This window comes from Actinomycetota bacterium (assembly GCA_041658565.1).
In the GTDB taxonomy this organism is placed as follows: domain Bacteria; phylum Actinomycetota; class AC-67; order AC-67; family AC-67; genus JBAZZY01.
The window spans coordinates 59,619-79,803 of sequence record JBAZZY010000001.1 but is presented as its reverse complement, the minus strand read 5'-3'; the positions used below and the strand labels follow the sequence as shown (position 1 = coordinate 79,803).

The 20,185-nt window shown below is 65.2% G+C and carries 22 protein-coding genes; all 22 read right to left on the bottom strand.

The window, feature by feature from the left end; genetic code table 11:
* Positions 1–19 precede the first annotated feature (19 nt).
* Positions 20–1,411: an argininosuccinate lyase gene (gene argH / locus WDA27_00430; protein ID MFA5889415.1), complete on the bottom strand. Its 1,392-nt coding sequence runs from the start codon at positions 1,409–1,411 to the stop codon at positions 20–22.
* Positions 1,408–2,604 carry an argininosuccinate synthase gene (locus WDA27_00425; GenBank protein MFA5889414.1) on the bottom strand — a complete coding sequence of 399 codons (1,197 nt, stop codon included), beginning with the start codon at positions 2,602–2,604 and terminating at the stop codon, positions 1,408–1,410. Before WDA27_00425 ends, argH begins: the two co-directional genes overlap by 4 nt.
* 1 nt (position 2,605) lies before the next feature.
* On the bottom strand, positions 2,606–3,088 hold the full coding sequence (gene argR, locus WDA27_00420; GenBank protein MFA5889413.1) for an arginine repressor: 483 nt from the start codon (positions 3,086–3,088) through the stop codon (positions 2,606–2,608).
* Positions 3,073–3,984 (bottom strand): ornithine carbamoyltransferase, encoded by a 912-nt coding sequence (gene argF, locus WDA27_00415; protein MFA5889412.1) that lies wholly within the window; start codon positions 3,982–3,984, stop codon positions 3,073–3,075. Before argF ends, argR begins: the two co-directional genes overlap by 16 nt.
* Positions 3,981–4,361: a response regulator gene (locus tag WDA27_00410; protein ID MFA5889411.1), complete on the bottom strand. Its 381-nt coding sequence runs from the start codon at positions 4,359–4,361 to the stop codon at positions 3,981–3,983. Before WDA27_00410 ends, argF begins: the two co-directional genes overlap by 4 nt.
* A complete protein-coding gene (locus tag WDA27_00405; protein MFA5889410.1) occupies positions 4,358–5,602 on the bottom strand; it encodes an acetylornithine transaminase in 1,245 nt (414 codons plus the stop codon). The genes WDA27_00410 and WDA27_00405 overlap by 4 nt, the downstream gene beginning before the upstream one ends.
* Positions 5,599–6,447 (bottom strand): acetylglutamate kinase, encoded by an 849-nt coding sequence (gene argB, locus WDA27_00400; GenBank protein ID MFA5889409.1) that lies wholly within the window; start codon positions 6,445–6,447, stop codon positions 5,599–5,601. The genes WDA27_00405 and argB overlap by 4 nt, the downstream gene beginning before the upstream one ends.
* Positions 6,444–7,613 carry a bifunctional glutamate N-acetyltransferase/amino-acid acetyltransferase ArgJ gene (gene argJ / locus WDA27_00395; GenBank protein MFA5889408.1) on the bottom strand — a complete coding sequence of 390 codons (1,170 nt, stop codon included), beginning with the start codon at positions 7,611–7,613 and terminating at the stop codon, positions 6,444–6,446. The genes argB and argJ overlap by 4 nt, the downstream gene beginning before the upstream one ends.
* Entirely contained in the window at positions 7,610–8,632 is a 1,023-nt protein-coding gene (argC, locus tag WDA27_00390; protein ID MFA5889407.1) for an N-acetyl-gamma-glutamyl-phosphate reductase, read from the bottom strand. The genes argJ and argC overlap by 4 nt, the downstream gene beginning before the upstream one ends.
* Before the next feature lie 78 nt (positions 8,633–8,710).
* Complete coding sequence (gene pheT, locus WDA27_00385; GenBank protein ID MFA5889406.1) at positions 8,711–11,098, bottom strand: phenylalanine--tRNA ligase subunit beta; 2,388 nt, start codon at positions 11,096–11,098, stop codon at positions 8,711–8,713.
* On the bottom strand, positions 11,098–12,141 hold the full coding sequence (gene pheS / locus WDA27_00380) for a phenylalanine--tRNA ligase subunit alpha (GenBank protein ID MFA5889405.1): 1,044 nt from the start codon (positions 12,139–12,141) through the stop codon (positions 11,098–11,100). Before pheS ends, pheT begins: the two co-directional genes overlap by 1 nt.
* Positions 12,138–13,184, bottom strand: coding sequence for an ATP-binding protein (locus WDA27_00375; GenBank protein ID MFA5889404.1), 1,047 nt, complete (start codon positions 13,182–13,184; stop codon positions 12,138–12,140). Before WDA27_00375 ends, pheS begins: the two co-directional genes overlap by 4 nt.
* Entirely contained in the window at positions 13,184–13,954 is a 771-nt protein-coding gene (locus WDA27_00370; protein MFA5889403.1) for a TrmH family RNA methyltransferase, read from the bottom strand. Before WDA27_00370 ends, WDA27_00375 begins: the two co-directional genes overlap by 1 nt.
* The gene (gene rplT, locus WDA27_00365; protein ID MFA5889402.1) at positions 13,951–14,328 is read right to left on the bottom strand and encodes a 50S ribosomal protein L20; all 378 of its coding nucleotides are present in this window, start codon (positions 14,326–14,328) and stop codon (positions 13,951–13,953) included. The genes WDA27_00370 and rplT overlap by 4 nt, the downstream gene beginning before the upstream one ends.
* A 3-nt stretch (positions 14,329–14,331) precedes the next feature.
* Positions 14,332–14,526, bottom strand: a complete 195-nt coding sequence (gene rpmI, locus WDA27_00360) for a 50S ribosomal protein L35 (GenBank protein MFA5889401.1) — start codon at positions 14,524–14,526, stop codon at positions 14,332–14,334.
* Between the two features lies 1 nt (position 14,527).
* On the bottom strand, positions 14,528–15,067 hold the full coding sequence (infC, locus tag WDA27_00355; protein MFA5889400.1) for a translation initiation factor IF-3: 540 nt from the start codon (positions 15,065–15,067) through the stop codon (positions 14,528–14,530).
* Positions 15,068–15,311: 244 nt separating this feature from the next.
* Complete coding sequence (locus tag WDA27_00350; GenBank protein MFA5889399.1) at positions 15,312–15,512, bottom strand: cold shock domain-containing protein; 201 nt, start codon at positions 15,510–15,512, stop codon at positions 15,312–15,314.
* A gap of 144 nt (positions 15,513–15,656) precedes the next feature.
* Positions 15,657–16,532 carry an ATP phosphoribosyltransferase gene (gene hisG / locus WDA27_00345; GenBank protein ID MFA5889398.1) on the bottom strand — a complete coding sequence of 292 codons (876 nt, stop codon included), beginning with the start codon at positions 16,530–16,532 and terminating at the stop codon, positions 15,657–15,659.
* A gap of 12 nt (positions 16,533–16,544) precedes the next feature.
* On the bottom strand, positions 16,545–17,030 hold the full coding sequence (gene ribH, locus WDA27_00340) for a 6,7-dimethyl-8-ribityllumazine synthase (protein ID MFA5889397.1): 486 nt from the start codon (positions 17,028–17,030) through the stop codon (positions 16,545–16,547).
* The gene (locus WDA27_00335; GenBank protein ID MFA5889396.1) at positions 17,017–18,267 is read right to left on the bottom strand and encodes a bifunctional 3,4-dihydroxy-2-butanone-4-phosphate synthase/GTP cyclohydrolase II; all 1,251 of its coding nucleotides are present in this window, start codon (positions 18,265–18,267) and stop codon (positions 17,017–17,019) included. Before WDA27_00335 ends, ribH begins: the two co-directional genes overlap by 14 nt.
* Positions 18,268–18,275: 8 nt before the next feature.
* Positions 18,276–19,079 carry a riboflavin synthase gene (locus WDA27_00330; protein MFA5889395.1) on the bottom strand — a complete coding sequence of 268 codons (804 nt, stop codon included), beginning with the start codon at positions 19,077–19,079 and terminating at the stop codon, positions 18,276–18,278.
* Positions 19,079–20,176, bottom strand: a complete 1,098-nt coding sequence (gene ribD, locus WDA27_00325; GenBank protein ID MFA5889394.1) for a bifunctional diaminohydroxyphosphoribosylaminopyrimidine deaminase/5-amino-6-(5-phosphoribosylamino)uracil reductase RibD — start codon at positions 20,174–20,176, stop codon at positions 19,079–19,081. The genes WDA27_00330 and ribD overlap by 1 nt, the downstream gene beginning before the upstream one ends.
* Positions 20,177–20,185: the final 9 nt, after the last annotated feature.

Genomic DNA, 20,185 nt, shown 5'->3' with positions numbered 1-20,185 from the left:
CGCGATCCTACCCGCGGGGTCAGGTGATGGCCGCCCGAATGCGTGCGATCGCATCCCCAATCGCGACCAGCTGCGCGTCGACGGACCTTGCGGACGGACCGGGAGCCGCGCGCCGCTCAACCGACGCCCGCGGAGACAGGACCTCCCGAACGTCCGACCCGAACGAATCGGACAACGCCCGCAGTTCTTCGAGATCCAGATCTGCGAGGTCCCGCTCCTGGGAAAGCGCGCGCTGCACGACTCGGCCGACGACCTCGTGTGCCGCGCGGAACGCAACTCCCTTTCCCACGAGGTATTCGGCCAAATCTGTGGCAAGCAGGGTCCCGGTCGACGCAGCACGTCCCATGCGGTCGACGTCAAAGCGGATGCCGTTCATCGCTCCGCCGAGTGCGGGCAGCATCCGGATGAGCGTCTGCACTGCGTCGAATAGAGGTTCCTTGTCCTCTTGCAGGTCCCGGTTGTACGCGAGCGGAAGGCCCTTTAGCGTAACCAGCAGGCCGGTGAGATCTCCGATCAGACGACCCGCTTTGCCGCGCGCCAGTTCCGCCACATCCGGGTTCTTCTTCTGCGGCATCAGCGAGGACCCGGTCGCATAGGCATCGGAGAACTCAGCGAAACCGAACTCGGCACTCGTCCACAGCACCAGTTCTTCGCCCAGGCGAGCGCAGTGCATCCCGCAGATGGCCCCGGCCGCCAGAAACTCCACAACGAAGTCGCGCGCTGCAACCGCGTCAATCGAGTTTCGCATGGCCGAAGAGAACCCGAGGGCGCGCGCCGTGGCCGCGGAATCGAGCCCAAGAGTCGAGCCGGCGAGCGCTCCAGCGCCGAGCGGCGACTCATCGGCGCGCGCCAGCGCTCCCAGGAAACGCTGTGCGTCACGTTCGAGGGCAAACGCGTGCGCGAGAAGATGGTGGGCAAGACTCACCGGCTGGGCCCGCTGCAGATGCGTATATCCGGGGAGCACAATGTCCCGCGACTCCGACGCGCGCCCGGCAAGAACCTCGATGAGGTCGGCGAGCGCCGACACCACAACGCGCCCGTGCTTGCCAAGCCACAGCCGCAGAGCCGTCGCTACGCGGTCGTTCCGCGACAGGCCGGCGCGAACCCGCGGCCCGATGTCACTCAGGCGCTCCAGCAGTGCGCGTTCGACCGCCGTGTGCACATCCTCGTCTCGGGTGTCCCACACGTACTCCGGATCCGCCATCTCGCCGGCGATCTCCTCGAGTGTGGCCCGGACCCGTCCTGCCTCCTCCTGCGTGAGCACGCCGACCGCCACCAGGCTGCCCGCGTGCGCGGCGAGGACCGCGCAATCCTCAGTCGCAAGAACACGGTCGAATGACAGGCTCTCGGTGAAGGCGAACATCTCCGTCGCGGGATCCTCGGTGAAGCGTCCGCCCCACAGCCTCGTCACCGGATCTCTCCCTGCTGCTCGGACCATACCTTCAACGGCAAGCCCCAGAGCTTGACGAAGCCTGCTGCGGCTTGGTGGTCAAACTGATCCCCGGCCTCGTACGTGGCTAGGCCGTGGGAGTACAGCGCGTACGGAGACCGCCGCCCCTCCACGACCGCGCTCCCTGCGTGCATGCGCACTCGCACGTCACCGGTAACCGGTCGCTGCGTCTCGGACACAAAAGCGTCCAGAGCGGCGCGCAGCGGAGAGAACCAGAGCCCGTTGTAGACCAAGCTCGCATACGTCTGCTCCATGCTTCGCTTGAACACGCCAAGGGAGGCCTCCAGCGTCAAGTCTTCCAAGTCGCGATGCGCCGTTACCAGCGTCATTGCGCCGGGGACCTCGTACACCTCGCGGCTCTTGATGCCGATGAGCCGGTCTTCCATCATGTCGAGTCGACCCACACCCTTGGCCCCGGCTCGCTTGGCGATTGCGCCGATCGTGTCGGCCAGCGACCCACGCTCACCATCCACCGCTACCGGCTCTCCCTTTTCGAACGTGATCGTCAGCACGTCGGGCGCTCCCGACGTCTGCGGATCCGCCGTCCACTCGTACGCGTCTGCCGGCGGCGTTTCCCACGGGTCTTCCAGGATCCCGCACTCGATGGTGCGGCCCCACAGGTTCTCGTCCACCGAGTACAAGCTGCTCTTCGTCACGGGAACCGGCAGTCCCCGCTCCTCCGCGTACGCCACGGCGGCATCTCGCGACAACTCCGCATCGCGCACCGGTGCGATCGAAATGAGATCCGGCGCGAGTGCCGACGTCGCCACCTCAAACCGTGCTTGGTCGTTCCCCTTCCCGGTGCAACCATGCGCGATCGACGCCGCGCCGGTTTCCCGCGCTACCCGCACAAGGTGCTTCACGATCAGCGGACGCGACAACGCCGACACCAAGGGGTACTTGCCCATGTACAAAGCGTTCGCGCGCAATGCGGGGAGCGCGAAATCCCGGGCGAACTCGTCGCGGGCATCAACCACGATGACCTCAGCGGCGCCGCAGGCTTCACCACGCGCGCGCAACAGATCGGCATCGACGCCCTGCCCAACATCGACGGCCATCGCCACCACTTCCGTGTTGTACTTCTCCTTCAGCCATCCGATTGCCACCGAGGTGTCAAGGCCACCCGAGTAGGCGAGTACACAGCGTTCAGTCACGTCATGCTCCCTTCGATGTTCTGGTTTCGGTAAGAATCGACTCAACGCGCCGAGCGATCACGCGTCCCGGGACACCTTCGCGACAAACAACGAGCACGGTGTCGTCCCCCGCCACCGTCGCGATTACGTCCTTCACGCCTGCCGCGTCCATCGCGCGCGCTACCGGATGCGCGCATCCGGGTGGGGTCCGCAGCACAACCATGGACCCCGATGATTCAACATCGGTCACGAACTCCGTAAGCATTTTGCGAAGCGTCTCGCCCGTTGCCGGAGGCTCGTCCGGCAACCGATAGGTCAGGCGGCCGTCGGGACCTCGGGCCTTGAACGCTCCGAGATCATCAAGGTCGCGCGACAGGGTTGCCTGCGTCACTTGCTCGCCTTGGTCACGCAACAGCGCGACCAGATCGGCCTGGCTCTCGACCGCGTGGCGCTGAAGTATCTGCACGATCCGACGGCGCCGCCGTGCCTTCACGTTCGCAGCCATTCCATCAACGCTTTCTGCGAGTGCAGCCGGTTCTCCGCTTGATCCCACACCACCGAGCGCTCTCCTTCGATCACCTCGTCGGAAATCTCCTCACCGCGATGAGCCGGAAGGCAGTGCATTACGATCGCATCCGGGCTCGCGCTCGAGACGAGATGTTCGTTCACCTGGTACGGCGCGAAGATCAGCCGACGCTCCTCGGCTTCGGCCTCCTGGCCCATGCTTGCCCACACATCCGTGTACACCACGTGAGCGCCCGCGACGGCACGGGCAGCGTCGGTGGTGACGACGATCGACCCGCCGCCGCCCTCGGCGATTTCCTCAGCACGGCGCACCACCTGCGGAATGGGTTCGTAGCCCGGCGGAACGCCGATCCTCACGTGCATTCCCGACAGCGCTCCCCCAATCATCAACGAGTGGGCAACGTTGTTCCCATCTCCAACGTATGCGAGCGTCCGGCCGCCGGGATCTCCCAGATGCTCGCGAATCGTCAGCAGATCCGCAAGAACTTGACAGGGGTGCTCCAGGTCGGAAAGCGCATTGACGACCGGGATGGAGGCTGCGCGCGCCAGTCGATCGAGCCGATCCTGCCCGAATGTGCGGACGACGAGCATTCCGAGGTACCTCGACAGCACTCGGGCGGTGTCCTCGATGGTCTCGCCGCGGCCGAGTTGCATCTCCGACGCCGACAGCACGAGAGGCCACCCACCAAGTTCGGACACACCTACCTCGAAGGACACGCGCGTGCGCGTCGACGGCTTCTCGAAGATCATCCCGACCGCACATCCGGCCAGCGCCGAACTAGACAGTCGGGCCGCCTTCATCTGTGCCGCGCGGTCCAGCAGCCCCGAGAGTTCGCGTGGCGTCAACGAGTCCATCGTGAGGAAATCGCGCTTCACTGTCCGCCCTCCAAGATCTCCTCGATCCGTTCGATCAACTTCCCAGGATCGAGCGGCTTCGGAAACACATTCTCCGGACCAAGCACGGGATCGAACGTCTCCCGCACATCGTGACGCCCGCTCACTATCAGGATCGGAATCGAGTTCAGTCGCGAATCGGAACGAACCTCTTCCAAGACACGCTCACCGGACACGTTCGGCATCATCAGGTCTAGGATCATCAAAGATGGGTGCTGCAGATCCATCTTCACCAACCCTTCCAGACCATCACGTGCCGCGACGACCTCATACCCCTCGCCCTCCAGGACAAGCGTCAACATCGTCTGCACTGACGGATCATCCTCGACCACCAAGATCAACGGCCTGCGATCGCTCATTGGCCCTCCCTAGGCGGAATCCCCTGCTCGCTCCGGCCACGCACCGCCTCGCACGCACCGATCGCATCCCCGAGCGCCTGCACCGCCCGATCGATCTCGTCGGAGGTCACCACGAGCGGAGGTGCCAGTCGAATCGCATTCGGTTGGACGTTGTTTACGACGAGGCCGCGCTCCAACGCCAGTCGAACGATGTCGGCAGCCCAGTCACCACGAAGCTCCACTGCGACAAGAAGACCGACTCCCCGAACAGACTCGATCCCATCATGCTGTCCGGCGAGCGCGCGCAGTCCATCCATCAGGCGCGCGCCCATCCTTTCGGCCGCTTCGACCAACCCCTCGGCCTCGATGACGTCCAGCACCGCCAGGGCGGCAGCACAGGGCACAGGCCCCCCACCGAACGTCGTCGCGTGGTCACCGGGTCCGAACGCAGCCGCAACTTCCTCACGCGCCACGCACGCGCCGATGGGCAATCCTGCGCCGAGCGCCTTGGCAAGCGTCACGATGTCCGGGACGATGTCGTGACGCTGGAAGGCGAACCAGCGGCCGGTTCTGCCGAGCCCGGTTTGCACTTCGTCGAAAACCAGCGCGACGCCGCGCTCCCGACTGATCTCGCGCGCGGCGCCGAGGTACTCAGGAGTGAGTGCCCGCACGCCCCCTTCTCCTTGCACGACCTCGAGGAGAATCGCCGACGTCTCGTCGCCGACCGCCGCATCCAGCGCCGCAACATCGTCGGGCGGGACGTGGCTGAACCACTCCGGCAACGGGCGGAACGGTTCGTGCTTATGAGGCTGCCCGGTTGCCGCTAGCGTTGCAAACGTCCGACCGTGAAAGGACCCCTCAGCGACCACAACACCGAAGCGGGACCGACCGGAGGTTTGCGTAGCCCACTTGCGCGCGAGCTTCAATGCGCACTCGTTCGCCTCGGCGCCGGAGTTCCCAAAGAACACCTTGCCCCACCCAAGGAGTTCGTGCAGGCGCTCGGCCAGTCGCACTTGCGGCTCGGTGTAGAAGAGGTTGGACACGTGAACGAGTTCCCCAACCTGCGCGCGCACCGCCTCAACAACCCTCGGATGTGAATGGCCGACGCTCATGACGGCGATCCCGCTCAGGAAGTCCAGGTACTCCCGTCCGTCGGTATCCCACAGGCGCGCGCCCGCTCCGCGAACGAATGCGACCGGAAGTCGCCCGTACACCTGCATGTGATAAGCCCGCTCCGCCTCGACGATGGCTTTGAAGTTCATGCCGTCACCATCGTCCCGACCCCTTGATCCGTGAACATCTCCAGCAGCAACGCGTGCTCGGCTCGCCCGTCAAGAATCGTCACCCGCGGAACGCCTCCCCGGATTGCACGCAGAGCCGCATCCACCTTCGGCAACATCCCCGCCGACAGCACACCCTCGCCTCGCAAGCGCTCCACACCGTCGGACGTCACCTGCGGCATCAACTCACCGCGGGCATCCATGATCCCTTCGACGTTGGTCAAGAAGACAAGCTTCTCGGCGCCAAGCGCCTCCGCAATGGCCGCAGCGACCTCGTCGGCGTTTACGTTGTACGTCTGGCCGTTCCCGTCGGTGCCCAGCGATGCGATGACCGGAATGAAGTCCCTCGAGATGTCCCTGACGATGCCGGGATTGACCCAGTCCACCTCCCCAACAAACCCAAGGTCAACCTCCGCCTGACGCTTGCGCACGCGCACCAATGCCCCGTCTTCACCGGAAAGGCCGGCGGCGAGCGTCCCGTGCCGGTTGATCATCGACACGATGTCCTTGTTGATCACTCCCGCGAGGACCATTCGTACGACTTCGAGGTCCTCCGCTGTCGTCACTCGGTACCCGCCGACGAACGTCGCCTCGCCACCCAATCGCCGGATGTGTGCCGTCACCTGCGGACCGCCACCGTGCACGACGACGGGGTTAAGCCCCACGAATCGCATCAAGGCGATGTCGTCGGCGAACCCCTCGCGCAGCGAAGGATCCTCCATGGCAGCACCCCCGTACTTCACCACGATCGTCTTTCCGTGGTAACGCTTGATGTACGGAAGCGCCTCCATCAGGATGCGCGCCTTCTCGATTGCGTTGGCCGTCATGTCGTGTACTCCGAGTTGATCCGCACGTACTCGGCGGACAGGTCATTGGTCAGCACCGTGGATGAGGCTTCCCCTCGGTGCAGGTCCACTCGCACTTCCACTTCCCGGGCTAGGAGTGCGGCGCGCGCGCGCGCGCGATTCCCCAACCCGGGCGCTCCGGCCTCGCACATCTTTTCTCCCCCAAGCCAGACGTCGACCCGCGACGGATCAAACGCAATGCCGGACGTCCCCAGCGCAGCCAAGACCCTCCCCCAGTTCGGGTCGGACCCGTTAAGCGCACATCGGAACAGGATCGACGAGGCAATGCTTCCGGCCGCGGCGCGCGCTTCCTTCTCGGTGCGCGCGCCCTGGACGCGCAGCGTGACCAGTTTCGTAAGGCCCTCACCGTCCTCCGCTATCTGGCGCGCGAGCGATCCGCAGACTTCCGACAGTGCGTCGGCGAACTGAGCACTCCGGCGATCGGCTCCGGCGATCTCCGGCCCACCGGCCGACCCGTTCGCAAGAGCCAACACGCAATCATTCGTCGACCGACATCCGTCTAGATCGATCGCGTTGAAACTGCCGTGCACCGCCAGCCGCAACGCCTCGCGCAAGAACCGTTGCTCCACCGCCAGATCCGTAGTCACAAAGCACAGCATCGTCGCCATCTCGGGCGCCATCATCCCGGCGCCCTTGGCGATCCCGGCCACGAGAGCCCCGCCGACGTTGACTGCAGCGGACTTCGGTCGCGTATCCGTGGTCATGATTGCGGCTCGAAGATCCGCAACGCCGGACGGCGAGAGTTTCCGCGCGGCCGCGCCGATGCCGTTCTCGACCGCTCGCATATCCAGGAATTCGCCGATCACACCGGTCGAGGCCACGAGCATTTCCGGCGCGCGCACCCCGACCGCGCGGGCGGCGATTCGCGCCATCGCCCGCGCGTCCTCAGCGCCGCGCGAACCCGTGCACGCGTTGGCGTTGCCCGCGTTAACCACCAGTCCGCGAGTCACTCCCGAACGAACGCGCCTCCGAGTGAGCACCAACGGCGCCGCTTGCACTCGGTTAGTCGTGAATACCCCGGCAACCTTCGCAGGACCGTCGGACACAAGCAGCCCGAGGTCGAGCCGCCCACTCTGCTTCAGCCCGCAGGCGACACCGGATGCCCTGAAGCCGGCGGGCAAAATCACGGGTACACGCCCTCTCCGGTCAGGCCGGCGCCCTCGGCGACGCCGAGCATCAGGTTGGCGTTCTGCACGGCTTGCCCGGCCGCCCCTTTTCCAAGGTTGTCGATGGCGGCGCACGCAACAACACGATTTGCACGCCTGTCGACGCGATACCCCAGCAAACAGCGGTTCGAACCGTGCACGAACTTAGTCTCAGGAAGCGCGTCGGGCAGAACCCTCACGAAACGCTCCCCGGCGTAGAACTCCGAAGCAATCTCGCAGGGATCGCGATCGTCGATGAGCCCGGCTACGCACGTCGCCAGCAGACCGCGCGCCATCGGCACAAGATGGGGAACGAACGTGATCCGCACCGGTTCGCCGGCCAGTGCGGTCAGCTCTTGCTCGATCTCCGGCGTGTGTTTGTGGCCGGGAAAACCGTAGGCCTTGAAATTCCCCTCAACGTGCGAGAAATGAACGCCCGGAGACAAGCCGCGGCCGGCTCCGGAAACACCGGACGCCGCCGACACGACAATCGACGCAGGATCGATGATTCCACGCGACACGAGCGGCGCAAGCGCAAGCAATGATGCGGTGGGATAGCACCCGGGGTTCGCCACGGCGCGCGCGCCTGCGATACGAGATCGGTAGATCTCGGGAAGCCCGTACACCCACTGCGGCAGCGTTTCGGGCACCGGATGCACCGTGCCGTACCACTCCTGGTACGCGAGGGGATCCTGCAGTCTGAAGTCCGCCGACATGTCCACGACTGCGGTCCCGGCGGCGGCCATGCGCGCGCCGGGCTCCATCGACGCCCCATGCGGCAAAGCGAGGAACACCAAATCGAGACCCGCTGCCGCATCCGCGTCAAACTCCTCGAATGCGAGTGTCGTGTCGAGATTCGGGTACACGTCGGCAACTCGCCGGCCGAGAAACTCCCTCGAAGTCGCCAGAACTAGGTCCAGTTCTGGATGCCCGGACACCAGACGAACCAGTTCGGCGCCCGTATACCCGGACGCTCCCACGATGCCCACGCGGTAGGCCACACGTCTCCCCTCAGGGTCGGAAGTCATGATTATGCAGTGTTGCGAATAGTTATGCAAGCGCCGGGCGGTGACGAATTGCTACTCCCGCACCGACCATCCGGCGGAAGTCGCCTCAGCGACGATACGGCCCATTGCCGCGTCGGCGTCGGCGTCGGTCAACGTCCGCTCAGGGTCCCGCAAGGTCAGCGAGAAGGCCAGGCTGACGCATCCGTCGGCAACCGGGTGCCCGCGATAGACGTCGAATACCTCGACCGATTCCAGAATCCCGCCGGCTGAAGCCGCGATAGCCGCCCGGACATCGGCCGCCGGTGTCGCGTCGGGCACGACGAGCGCGATATCGCGTGCCACAGCAGGGAACCTCGGCAACGCCGGCGCCCGCACTACGGGCGACCGGTCGAGGATCGACCCCAGGTCGATCTCCGCAACCGCGACCTGCTCTGGCAACTCCAGGACCTCCGCAACGCTCGGGAGAATCTCTGCCACGAACCCGACCGACTCGCCCCCGATGCGAACCACCCCGTACCGCCCGGGATGAAACGGAAACGTCCCGTTTCCGGCCTCAGTGTCCCAGTCGTCCACCCCTAGCGCGGACATCAAGGCTTCGACGACCCCTTTGGCGTCGAAGAAGTCCAGCGGCCGCTCTGTTTCCTGCCAGGACCGCGATGCCGGACCGGTCAAGATCCAACCGGCCGATACCCGCTCACACACACCGTCAAGCGTCGGAGTGAACGTCTTGCCTATCTCAAACAGGCGAACCGGCAAGACCCTCCTGGCGGCGTTCCGCGACGCCGCCAGCAAAAGTCCGTACACAAGGGACGGCCGCAGAACAGCCTCATCTTCCGACAGTGGGTTGGAAAGAGTCCTCGCCCGCCGAAGCTGGTCCTCGGCGAGTAGCGATAGCCGGTCGGCAAGTCCGCGTGGCAACAGCGACAGCGTTTGCGCCTCCGATAGTCCCGTGCCGAGCAAAGCTGCGCGCGCAATCCGGCGTCGGCGCTGGGACTCGGTCAGCCGCCCAGTGCGCGCACCGGCCGGCAGCGTCTCGGGGACTCGGTCGGGCCCGTAGAGCCGGGCAACCTCCTCCACCAAATCCTCTTCGATCGCAAGATCTACCCGGTGACTCGGCGGGTGGACGCGGAACGCGCCTTCCGCCGTCTCGACCCGGCACCCGAGGCGGCGCAGAGATCCCACCATCTCGGCATCGGAAATGTCCGCCCCAATCAGCGCGCGCGCCCTCGGCGCGCGCAGCCGAACCTCACGGGGCTCCCACCGTCGGGTGCCGACATCGATGGATCCACGCGCGACCCGCGCCCCGCACACCTCCGTCAGCAACTCCGCAGCACGATCAGCCGCTGCATGCACTCCTTCAGGATCAATCCCGCGCTCAAATCGGACGCTTGCCTCCGTGCGAAGCCCGAGTCGACGCGCCGTCGTGGCGATCCGCAGCGACGTAAACCATGCCGACTCAAGCAAGACACGAGTCGTAGTTCCGGACACCTCCGTGAGCGCGCCGCCCATGATCCCGGCCACCGCGACCGGTCCCCGCCCATCGCAGATCAGTAGATCGTCGGTGGCCAAGTCTCGTTTCTGGCCGTCAAGCGTTTCAATGTTCTCCCCGGGACGCGGCCGGCGCACGACGACGCCGGCGTCCGACAGCCTGTCCAGGTCGAACGCGTGCAGGGGTTGCCCCCGCTCAAGGAGTACGTAATTGGTGACGTCTACGACGGCCGAAATCGGTCGCATTCCCGCCGCCAGGATCCGCCGCCTCATCCACCACGGAGAAACACCCGCCGACACACCCTCAACAACCCGAGCCACGTACCTCGGACATCCGTCGGAATCCTCGATTGATACCGACGCGAGACGACCCGCCTCTTCGTCTCCCTCGCTTACCACGGGCGTGGGGATTACCAACGGGAGCCCGTAGATCGCTGCCACCTCCCGAGCAACGCCCACGACCGATAGACAGTCCGGACGATTCGGGGTCACATCGATATCGAACACCACGTCGTCCAAATCCAGCGCCTCGACAACGTCGCATCCGAGCGGCGCATCGGCATCGAGGATGAGGATGCCGGAGTGGTCCTCTGCCACGCGCATCTCACGTGCCGAGCACAGCATCCCCTCGCTCGGCTCCCCCCGAACCCTTCGGCGTCCGATCTCGACACCGCCGGGAAGACGTCCTCCAGGAAGGGCAAGCGGAACCCGATCGCCCACGACGTAGTTGCGCGCGCCGCAGACAATGTCCCACTCTTGTGCTCCGTCAAACGCGCGCACCAACATCAGGTTGTCGGCGTTCGGATGCGCGCGCACCGCGCGCACCTCTGCAACAACGACGCCGCTGATGCCGGCACCCGGCCGCAAGATCTCCTCGACGGCCAGGCCGGTGGCCGACAAGCGTTCGGCGATTTCGTCGGCCTCAGACTCAACCGGCACGAATTCCCTCAGCCACGAGAGCGAAAGACGCATCAGCCCGCAAACCCCCCAAGGAAACGCTGATCATTGTCGAAGAAGCTGCGGATGTCCGAGACCTCCCAGGCTGTCATTGCGATGCGTTCAACGCCCATGCCGAATGCGAATCCCGAGACCTCCTCGGGATCCCAACCAACGGCCCGCAACACATTTGGATGGACCATCCCTGCCCCAAGCACTTCCATCCACCCGCTGCGCCCGCACGACGAACACCCATCGCCGTTGCAGTTGACGCACACGACGTCCACCTCGAGGGACGGCTCAGTAAACGGAAAGTACGAGGGCCGCAGTCGTACGCGCTGTTCGGGTCCGAAAACGGCGCGCGCGAACGCGGCCAAAGTTCCCTTCAAGTCCGCCAGCGAAATCCCACGATCGACCGCCAACCCCTCGACCTGATGGAAGCACGGTGAATGCGACGAGTCAAAGGCATCTCTCCGGAACACGCGCCCCGGGGCGATCACGTAGATCGGTGGTCCGGCTTGGGCCTGCATGGCGCGAATCTGCACCGGCGACGTGTGCGTACGCAGCAACAGATCCGTCCCTTCGACGTACAGGGTGTCGTGCATCGACCTTGCCGGGTGGTCCTCCGGAATGTTGAGTGCCTGGAAGTTGAACCAGTCCGTTTCCACCTCCGGCCCCTCAGCCACCCAGTAGCCCATGCCCACAAACACGTCGACGATCCGCTCCGTCATCTGCGTCAGCGGATGCGAACTCCCGGGGCGCGCGCACCGGCCCGGCAATGTCACATCTACGCGATCGCGCTGGAGGCGCGCCGCATCGCGCTCCGCCTCCAACTCCGCTTCACGTCCCGCCAATGCCGCCTCGATGCAATCGCGCGCATCGTTCAGGGAGCGGCCAATCGAGCGGCGCTCATCGGGCGAGAGACCGCCCATCGCCGACTTGATCGCCGACATCGGAGCCTTCCGACCGAGCGCCCGGACTCGCACCTCGCGAACTTCCTCGAGCGTGCGTGCAGCAGACGCAGCACCCAGTGCGCGCTCAAGCTCCGCTGCGATGGTCCGCCCGTAGTCCTCGCTCACTGCTCCTCCCTCGGCAGGCTAAAGGCGAACACAGTGCCGTCGGAGTTCGTCCGTTCGATACGGATCTCCCCCCCGTGCGCCTCGATGACCCCTTTGCAGATGTAGAGCCCGAGACCGGTTCCGGAGTGCCGCTCCCCCGTCCCGCGACGGTAGAACTTCGTGAACACATACGGCACATGCTTCGCGTCGATTCCGGGGCCGGAGTCCGACACTCGCACGATGATTCGCCCGGACACCACCTCGCCGCTTACCTCGATCGGCCCGGGATCCCCGTGCTTGATCGCGTTCTCGACCAAGTTCACCAGCACCTGCTCGATCTTCCCGGGATCGGCGGTCACGGTGGGAAACTCGTCGGGGAATGCCGTCGTGATCGAGTGTGCCTTCACATCCATCGACGCTCGATCGACCACCCGCTTGGCCAGGTCCGGGACGTCCAGCGACTGTCGTTTTAACTCCAGCCGCCCGGCCTCCAGACGGGAAAGATCGAGGAGGTCACTGAGCAAACGGTTCATCCGGTCGGCGTCCCAGTCGATCGTGCGCAACATGTGCTGTTTCTGCTCCTCGGTGAACCGATCCCAGTTCCGAACCAGCGTCGACGTGAACCCCTTCACCGAGGTCAACGGCGAACGCAAGTCATGCGCAAGGGTCGCAATAAGGTCGTACGCAGAATGCTCGAGCCGGTGCCGACGGTTCGCGTCACGCACGGATACGACGACTTCGACCACGCGCCCGAAGTCGTCCCGAGCGTAGCGCGCGCGAACAGCGACCCAGCGGCTCGAGCCGTCTCGCCGGTGAAGCTGAAACTCCCGCTCCGGCGAACCCATCGAAACGGGACCCGCACATTCGAAGGGATCTGCGTGCTCGTGAGCCAGTCGGCCTGAGGTGTCACGCAGTCGGAGCACTTCACCGTAGAAACGCCCTACCGCCTCGGCGCGAACCCAGCCGGTCAGCCGCTCCGCGGCGCCGTTCATCAACGCGATCTTCCGTTCGCGGTCCACGACAATAACTCCGTCGGGCAACCGCTCGATGATCTCTTCGCCCATCACGCCTCTCGCTGTCGAACCCATTCGTACAGCACAACCGCCGCGCGCGCCGACAACGAAGGGGTCACCGCGCGCGCTGGAACCGCAACGCGCGCGTCCGGATTCATATCCGAAACTCCTTCGCCCGCCCTTCCCCCGACCGCAAGAAGGATGGGTCCACGCAGGTCAACATCCCACGGAGCGGGTCCGTCCTCGACCAGCTCGATCACGCGGATGTTGTTTGCGCGCATGTGGTCGGATCCCGCCCCCGGAGCTACGCCTCGGACAATCGCAAGGTGGAAGTGGGCGCCCTGGCCGGCGCGCACAGCGCTCGGCTGAAACACGTCGGCCGTCCCCGCAGCAATCAGTGCACACCGGGCCCCCGTTGCCGCCGCGCTGGCCAGGATCGAACCGACGGTCGCCGGGTCACGAACGTCGCCCAACAGCACGCCGGGAGATCGCTCCGGACCCAGGGCCGCGAGAGGCACCGATCGCATTTCCGCGACGGCAAGGAGTCCTGGGGCCGTCGCGACCGACGTCAGGTGCGACATCACACCGGGCGTCACCTCGTGCAGTCGGGCACCGGTACCGCGGGCTCGACCCAGCAACTCAGTCTGCCCCGCAGAGGCGACCGAGGTATAGAAAACCTCATCGATCGTCACGCCTGCCCGGATCGCGCCCTCGAGGGCACGCGCGCCCTCGACGAGCACCCTCGAGGCGCGCTCCCGCCATTCACGCTTGCGCAGACGGCGAACCCTCACGATGACCGGGTTGCCCGCGCTTGAGATCACGCTTCTTGCGGGCGCTCCCGCTCCAGGCCCGCGCGCGCCACTTCGACGAAGGCGCCAAACGCGGCCGGATCGCGCACAGCCAGGTCCGAAAGCACCCGGCGATCGACATCAACCTCGGCGAACTTGAGCCCGTTGATGAACCTGCTGTAGGACATACCGTGCTCCCGAACCGCGGCATTGATCCGGGTGATCCACAGCGTCCGGAAGTCGCCCTTGCGCTTGCGCCGGTCGTTGTAGGCGTAACGCATCGAGTGCAGAACTTGTTCGCGAGCAGGGCGATACAGCCTCCCGCGCGACCCGCGCGCGCCGGCAGCCCGCTCCAGAACCGCCCGGCGCTTCTTGCGACCTGTGACACTCCTCTTCACGCGTGGCATGACTCAGCCTCCCAGCAGCGTACGCGCACGTCGGACATCGGCTTTGTTGACCAGCGCGATACGCCCGAGACGGCGCTTCCTCTTCGACGACTTCTTCTCGAGGATGTGGCGGAAGTTCGACCTCTTGCGGACGATCTTGCCACTGCCGGTAACGCGGAGCCGCTTGGCCGCCGCGCGGTGCGTCTTCATCTTCGGCATCTCAGTGTTCTCCGTCTTTCTTCTCGCCCTTGTCGGCCGGTTTGGCCACACGCTTGTTCGGCGACAGCACCGTCGTCATGTTCCGCCCGTCAAGCTTCGACGGCGTCTCGACGTGCGCAAGCTCTGCCAAGTCTTCCGCGAGCCGCGTCAAGATCTTCCCTCCGAGTTCGGTGTGGGCCATCTCTCTACCCCGGAACATGATGGTGACCTTTACCTTGTGCCCACCCGCTAGGAAGCGCTCTATGTGGCCCTTCTTCGTGTTGTAGTCGTGGATGTCGATCTTCGGCCGCATCTTCATCTCTTTGAGGACCGTGGACGACTGCTTGCGCTTTGCGTCCTTGGCCTTCACCGCCATCTCGTAGCGGAACTTGCCGTAGTCCAAAAGGCGGCATACCGGAGGCCGTGCCTGCGGAGCCACCTCAACCAAATCGAGGTCCAACTCACGCGCGATCCTCAGCGCATCCGGCAGGGCGAGAATCCCGACCTGGCTCCCATCCGGACCCACCAACCGCACCTCAGAGGCCCGGATGCGATCGTTCACCCGCGGTTCACTTGCGATCCAGCATCACCTCAATCATCGTCGCCACAAAAAGAACGGACGCCCGAAGGCGTCCGGAACTAACCTCGTCGCAACCCACCCGGCTGAGCGTTTCCGCTTCCCCCGGAGGGTGAGGAGTCCCTGCTCCTTCTTCGGCGTGCCACAGGCACGCCGGTGCAGTATAAGGCCCCCCCACCCAGGTGTCGACACCCGGGTGGCGTAAGCGGGCCGTTCGTTGGAGTTGCGGTCAGATCGCGCGGACGTTGGCGGCCTGCTGCCCCTTCGGTCCATCGACGACGTCAAACTCGACGCGCTGCCCTTCCGCCAGGGAGCGGTAGCCCTCCATGCTGATGGCGCTGTGATGCACGAAAACGTCATCCCCGTCTGGGCGCGAGATAAAGCCGAAGCCCTTCTCGTTGCTGAACCACTTGACCGTACCTTCTGCCACGTCGTCCCCTCCCGAACACCCGCGTCGTCTGACGCGGACACCTCACGCCACACACGAGCGCGCGCGCGAGCGTACCACAAACCCTTTCAAAGCAGAAAGGGTGGAGTTCAAAAGCTATGGCTCGGATACCTGCGATGTCGAGATCTAGTGGACGATCTTGGAGAGCGGGATCTCGAGTATGTCCGAGGCCCCGCGCTCCTTCAGCTGCGGGATCAAGATGTTGATCCGCGACTTGTCCACGACCGTCTCGACTGCATACGAATCCGTAGTCGCCAGCTTCGAGATCGTAGGAGCCTTCATGGCCGGCAGGATGTCTAAAACGTCCTGCAAAGCCGCCTCGCCCACGTTGAGCTTCACCAACACACGTCCGCGGGCCGACATCGCACCCTGCAGAAGCATCTCGATGTCCCTCATCGCCTGTCGCTTGCCGGCGTCCGCAACTGCCTCGCGATTGGCGATCAGCACCGTTTGCGACTCCAGGAGCGTCTCAATGATCTTCAATCCGTTGCGTCGAAGAGTTGATCCGGTCTCGGTCACCTCAACCACCGCATCTACGATCTGCGGAACCTTGGCCTCGGTCGCGCCGTACGACTGGAAGATCCGAACCGGAATCCCGCGCTTTTCGAACGCACGCAGGGTAATGGTCGGGTACTCGGTCGAGATCCGCGAGTTCGGCGGCATCTCGTCGGCACTGTCGACTCCCGAGTCGTTCGGCACCGCGAGCACGATCTTGGCGACACCTCCGGCGCGCCCCGAGTAGCTGAGTTTGGTGAGCACATCGACGTCCGCCTCCGTCTCACTCACCCAGTCCTGCCCGGTGATGCCCAGATCGAAGAACCCCTCCTGGACGTACCTCGGGATCTCCTGTGGGCGCAGAATCGACACGCGCTCGATGCGAGGGTCCTCAATCCAGCCGTGATAGTCGCGATCCGACCCTCGGCGAACCGCAAGATCGGCTTGATCAAGCAGCGCGAGAGTTTGCGCTTCGAGCGAACCTTTGGGAACGACAAGCTTCAGCATAGCCGCGCGATGCTAGCAGACCAGACCGTGACCGTCGCCGGCCGCCACGACGTTCCGGGCCAGCAAGGCCATCTCGACTGCGGTCGCCGCCGCATCTCGGCCCTTGTTCCCCTGATCACCGCCGGCGCGAGCCTCCGCCTGCGGCATGTCTTCGGTGGTCAACACGCCAAACGCCACCGGCACTCCGGTCTCCAGCGACGCAATCATGATGCCCCGCGCGGCCTCTCTGGCAACGAACTCAAAGTGAGGTGTCTCGCCGCGCACAACGCAACCCAGCGCGACGATCGCGTCGGCGCCGGCCTCGATCCGCAACCGGCTTGCAAGTGGGAGTTCGAAGGCCCCGGGAACCCAATCGAGCGTGACGTCCGTCGCCCCAAGCTCCGCAAGACACTCGCGCGCCCCGAGCACCAACCGCTGGGTGATCTCCGTATGGAAACGAGCGGCCACGATCGCCACACGCAGTCCGGAAGCGTCGAGCCTCTGCTCAGACTGAGTCATCGGTCCCGACAACGGGCTCTCCCATCGCAGCGAATTCATCCAGATCCAAGTCGTGACCCAGCCGGTCACGTTTTGCGCGCAGGTACAGCAGGTTGTGCTCGGTCGCCCGGGTCTGCAGTGAAACTCGCTCAGTGATGTGGAGCCCGTAGCCCTCCAATCCGGCGCGCTTCGTCGGGTTGTTCGTCAGCAGACGCATCGAGCGGATCCCGAGATCGACCAGGATCTGCGCTCCCACCCCGTAGTCACGGGGGTCCGGCGGAAAGCCCAACTGAAGGTTCGCATCCACCGTATCGTGTCCTGCCTCCTGCAGGCGGTACGCCTTGAGCTTGTGCAGCAGGCCGATCCCGCGCCCCTCGTGGCCGCGGATATACACCAGCGCCCCACGTCCCTCCTCGGCGATCTGCGCCAGCGCATCCTCCACCTGCGTTCCGCAATCGCAGCGCAAGGAGTGGAAGACGTCACCCGTCAGGCACTCCGAGTGCATGCGCGTCAAGACCCCCTCACCATCACCGATGTCACCACAAACCAAAGCCAGGTGGTGGCGTCCGTCGAAGGACTCAAAGCCGATCGCCTCGAATTCACCCCACCGCGTCGGCAGCGACGCGACCGCGTCGACCTCGCGACGGACCAGCGTTTCGTGCTTGCGCCTGTAGGCGATCAAGTCGGCGATCGAAATAAGCTTCAGCCCGTGGCTCTCGGCGACGGTCTCAAGCTCCGGCAGGCGCGCCATCGTCCCGTCGGCGTTCATGATCTCGCAGATGACCCCGGCGGGATACAGGCCGGCCAACTGGGCGAGATCGATCGAGGCTTCCGTGTGCCCGGCTCGCCGAAGAGTTCCGCCGGCTTGCGCGCGAAGAGGGAAGACATGTCCGGGCTTGCGGAAGCTCTCCGGTCGCGCGTTCGCGTCCAGAATTAGTCGCACGGTCGCCGCTCGGTCATGCGCCGAGATCCCAGTACCGCCGTCGGCCACATCCACCGAGACGCTGAATGCCGTCTCGTGCGTCGCGGCGAGTTCGGGGACCATCGGAGGAATCCCGAGTTGATCGAGACGCTCCCCAATGATCGGCATGCAGATCAACCCGCGGCCGTGCGTGGCCATGAAGTTAACGGCCTCAGGCGTGACGCACTCGGCCGCCATGATGAAGTCACCTTCGTTCTCGCGGTCGGCGTCGTCCACAACGATGATGATCTTCCCTGCACGCAGGTCTTCGATTGCTTCTTCGATGGTATTGAACATGGTTTCTCCTAGCGCCCGCGCTTAGCCGGAGCAGTCGCCGCGCGCTTCTTCGTCGGCGCGCCTGCAGTCATCGTCGTTCGAGCCTTCGACGGTGCAACCTTCGCGGCAACAGGCTTCTTCGCCGTGGGTGCCTTCTTCCTCGCCGCTCCCTTATTCTCCGCGCGCTTCAGCTGAGGTTCCTCGCGCCGCGGGACGTCCTCGACCATGGCAAACACCGGCCGCGCGGCCCGCGCGGCCATCTGCCGCTCGACGTACTTCGCGAGGATGTCAACCTCGACGTTGACCGACGCGCCTTGTCCTTTCAGCCCCAGCGTCGTGACCGAAACCGTGTGCGGGATGATGGCAACCCGGAAACGATCCCGATCCACCGACACGATGGTCAGGCTCACTCCGTCCAGACAAACCGAGCCCTGCGGGGCGATGTAGCGGGTCAACTCGAAAGGGATCGTGATCTCGAGCATCTCCTGCGCACCCACGCGCCGGCGAGACCGGATGATCCCCACTGCGTCCACATGGCCTTGCACGATGTGACCGCCCAGGCGATCCACCGCGCGCACGGGACGTTCGAGGTTGACCTCCTCCCCCACCTGCAAGATGCCGAGGTTCGTACGAGCGACGGTCTCGGGAACCAAGTCGCATGCGAACAATTCATCATTGCGTTCGGTCACGGTGACACACGCGCCGTTGACCGAGATCGAGTCCCCGATCCCCAACTCGCGCGCCACCTGCGCGCGCACCTCCAGCCGAGCGCCCCCGCCACGGCGAGTCACACGCACAACGGATCCCATGACCTCGACAAGCCCGGTGAACATCAGACTCTCGGCCTCGCTTCCACTTTGATATCGGCACCGACGCGATGCACGCCGGTGATGGTGAGTTCACGCGCCTCAGAGATGTTCGTCACAACAAGGCCCGCGACGGCGTTCAGCCCCAGATGCCCAAGCATCTTCGGAGCAAGGTAGAAGACATAGCGATCCAGCAACCCTCGCCCTGCAAAATCCCCCGAAACCGAGGGTCCGCCTTCGACGAGGACGTCGGTGACCTGACGGCGGCCCAACTCCCCAAGAACGGCGGCCGGATCCACCCTGCCGTCGCACAGCGGGAACGACAGCACATCCGCTCCACGCGCGCGCAGTGCAGCCACCGCCTCGTCGGTCGCCTTCGGACTGACGGCGATCAGTGTGGGAGCGGTTCCGTCCAGCACCGCCGCATCCAGGGGCGTCCGAGCGGTTGAATCGAGCACGACGCGCAGTGGCTGCGAGCCCGCATGCCCCCGCAGGCGACAGGTCAACTGGGGATTATCTGCAACGACGGTCCCCACCCCGACCACCACCGCTCCCGACCAACTCCGCATACGGTGCGCGTCCCGGCGCGCGCCGGGACCGGTCACCCACCGAGAGGACCCATCGGCTGCTGCAACACGCCCATCCAGACTCATCGCGATCTTCAGCGTCACCAGCGGATGCCCGGTGGTGATCCACTTCGAGAACCCGCCGACCAGCGCGCGGGCGTCATCCTCGAGAACCCCAACCGTCACGTCCACGCCGGCCGCACGTAGCGCGGAGACACTGCCATCGCCCTCGTCGGGGTTCGGATCGACCGTCCCGACAACGACATGGGAGACCCCTGACTCGAGAACTCTCGGCAAGCACGCCGGAGTTCGCCCCTCTCGAGTACACGGCGCCAGGGTGACATACAGAGTCGCACCGCTCGCGCTCTCTCCTGCTGCATCCAGCGCCTCAATCTCCGCGTGCGCCGAACCCGGACCTCGGTGCCACCCCTCCGCAATCACCCGACCGCCGCGCACGACAACAGCGCCCACCGGCGGGTTGGGGCTGGTTATCCCCCGACCCCTCTCGGCGAGCCGCAAGGCCCTGCGCATGGGAGCGGTGTGACGCGGCGCGTTCACGCCAACACT

Bases quoted from the DNA above. Each gene is read 5' to 3' on its own strand.
- rpmI (MFA5889401.1), bottom strand. From the start codon at position 14,526: ATGCCGAAGATGAAGACGCACCGCGCGGCGGCCAAGCGGCTCCGCGTT.
- WDA27_00330 (MFA5889395.1), bottom strand. From the start codon at position 19,079: ATGTTCACCGGGCTTGTCGAGGTCATGGGATCCGTTGTGCGTGTGACT.
- pheT (MFA5889406.1), bottom strand. From the start codon at position 11,098: ATGCGTCTTTCGCTCTCGTGGCTGAGGGAATTCGTGCCGGTTGAGTCT.
- ribH (MFA5889397.1), bottom strand. From the start codon at position 17,030: ATGACTCAGTCTGAGCAGAGGCTCGACGCTTCCGGACTGCGTGTGGCG.
- argB (MFA5889409.1), bottom strand. From the start codon at position 6,447: ATGACGGCCAACGCAATCGAGAAGGCGCGCATCCTGATGGAGGCGCTT.
- WDA27_00410 (MFA5889411.1), bottom strand. From the start codon at position 4,361: ATGAGCGATCGCAGGCCGTTGATCTTGGTGGTCGAGGATGATCCGTCA.
- WDA27_00375 (MFA5889404.1), bottom strand. From the start codon at position 13,184: ATGGGCGAAGAGATCATCGAGCGGTTGCCCGACGGAGTTATTGTCGTG.
- rplT (MFA5889402.1), bottom strand. From the start codon at position 14,328: ATGCCACGCGTGAAGAGGAGTGTCACAGGTCGCAAGAAGCGCCGGGCG.
- hisG (MFA5889398.1), bottom strand. From the start codon at position 16,532: ATGCTGAAGCTTGTCGTTCCCAAAGGTTCGCTCGAAGCGCAAACTCTC.
- argR (MFA5889413.1), bottom strand. From the start codon at position 3,088: ATGGCTGCGAACGTGAAGGCACGGCGGCGCCGTCGGATCGTGCAGATA.
- WDA27_00405 (MFA5889410.1), bottom strand. From the start codon at position 5,602: ATGAACTTCAAAGCCATCGTCGAGGCGGAGCGGGCTTATCACATGCAG.
- WDA27_00335 (MFA5889396.1), bottom strand. From the start codon at position 18,267: ATGTTCAATACCATCGAAGAAGCAATCGAAGACCTGCGTGCAGGGAAG.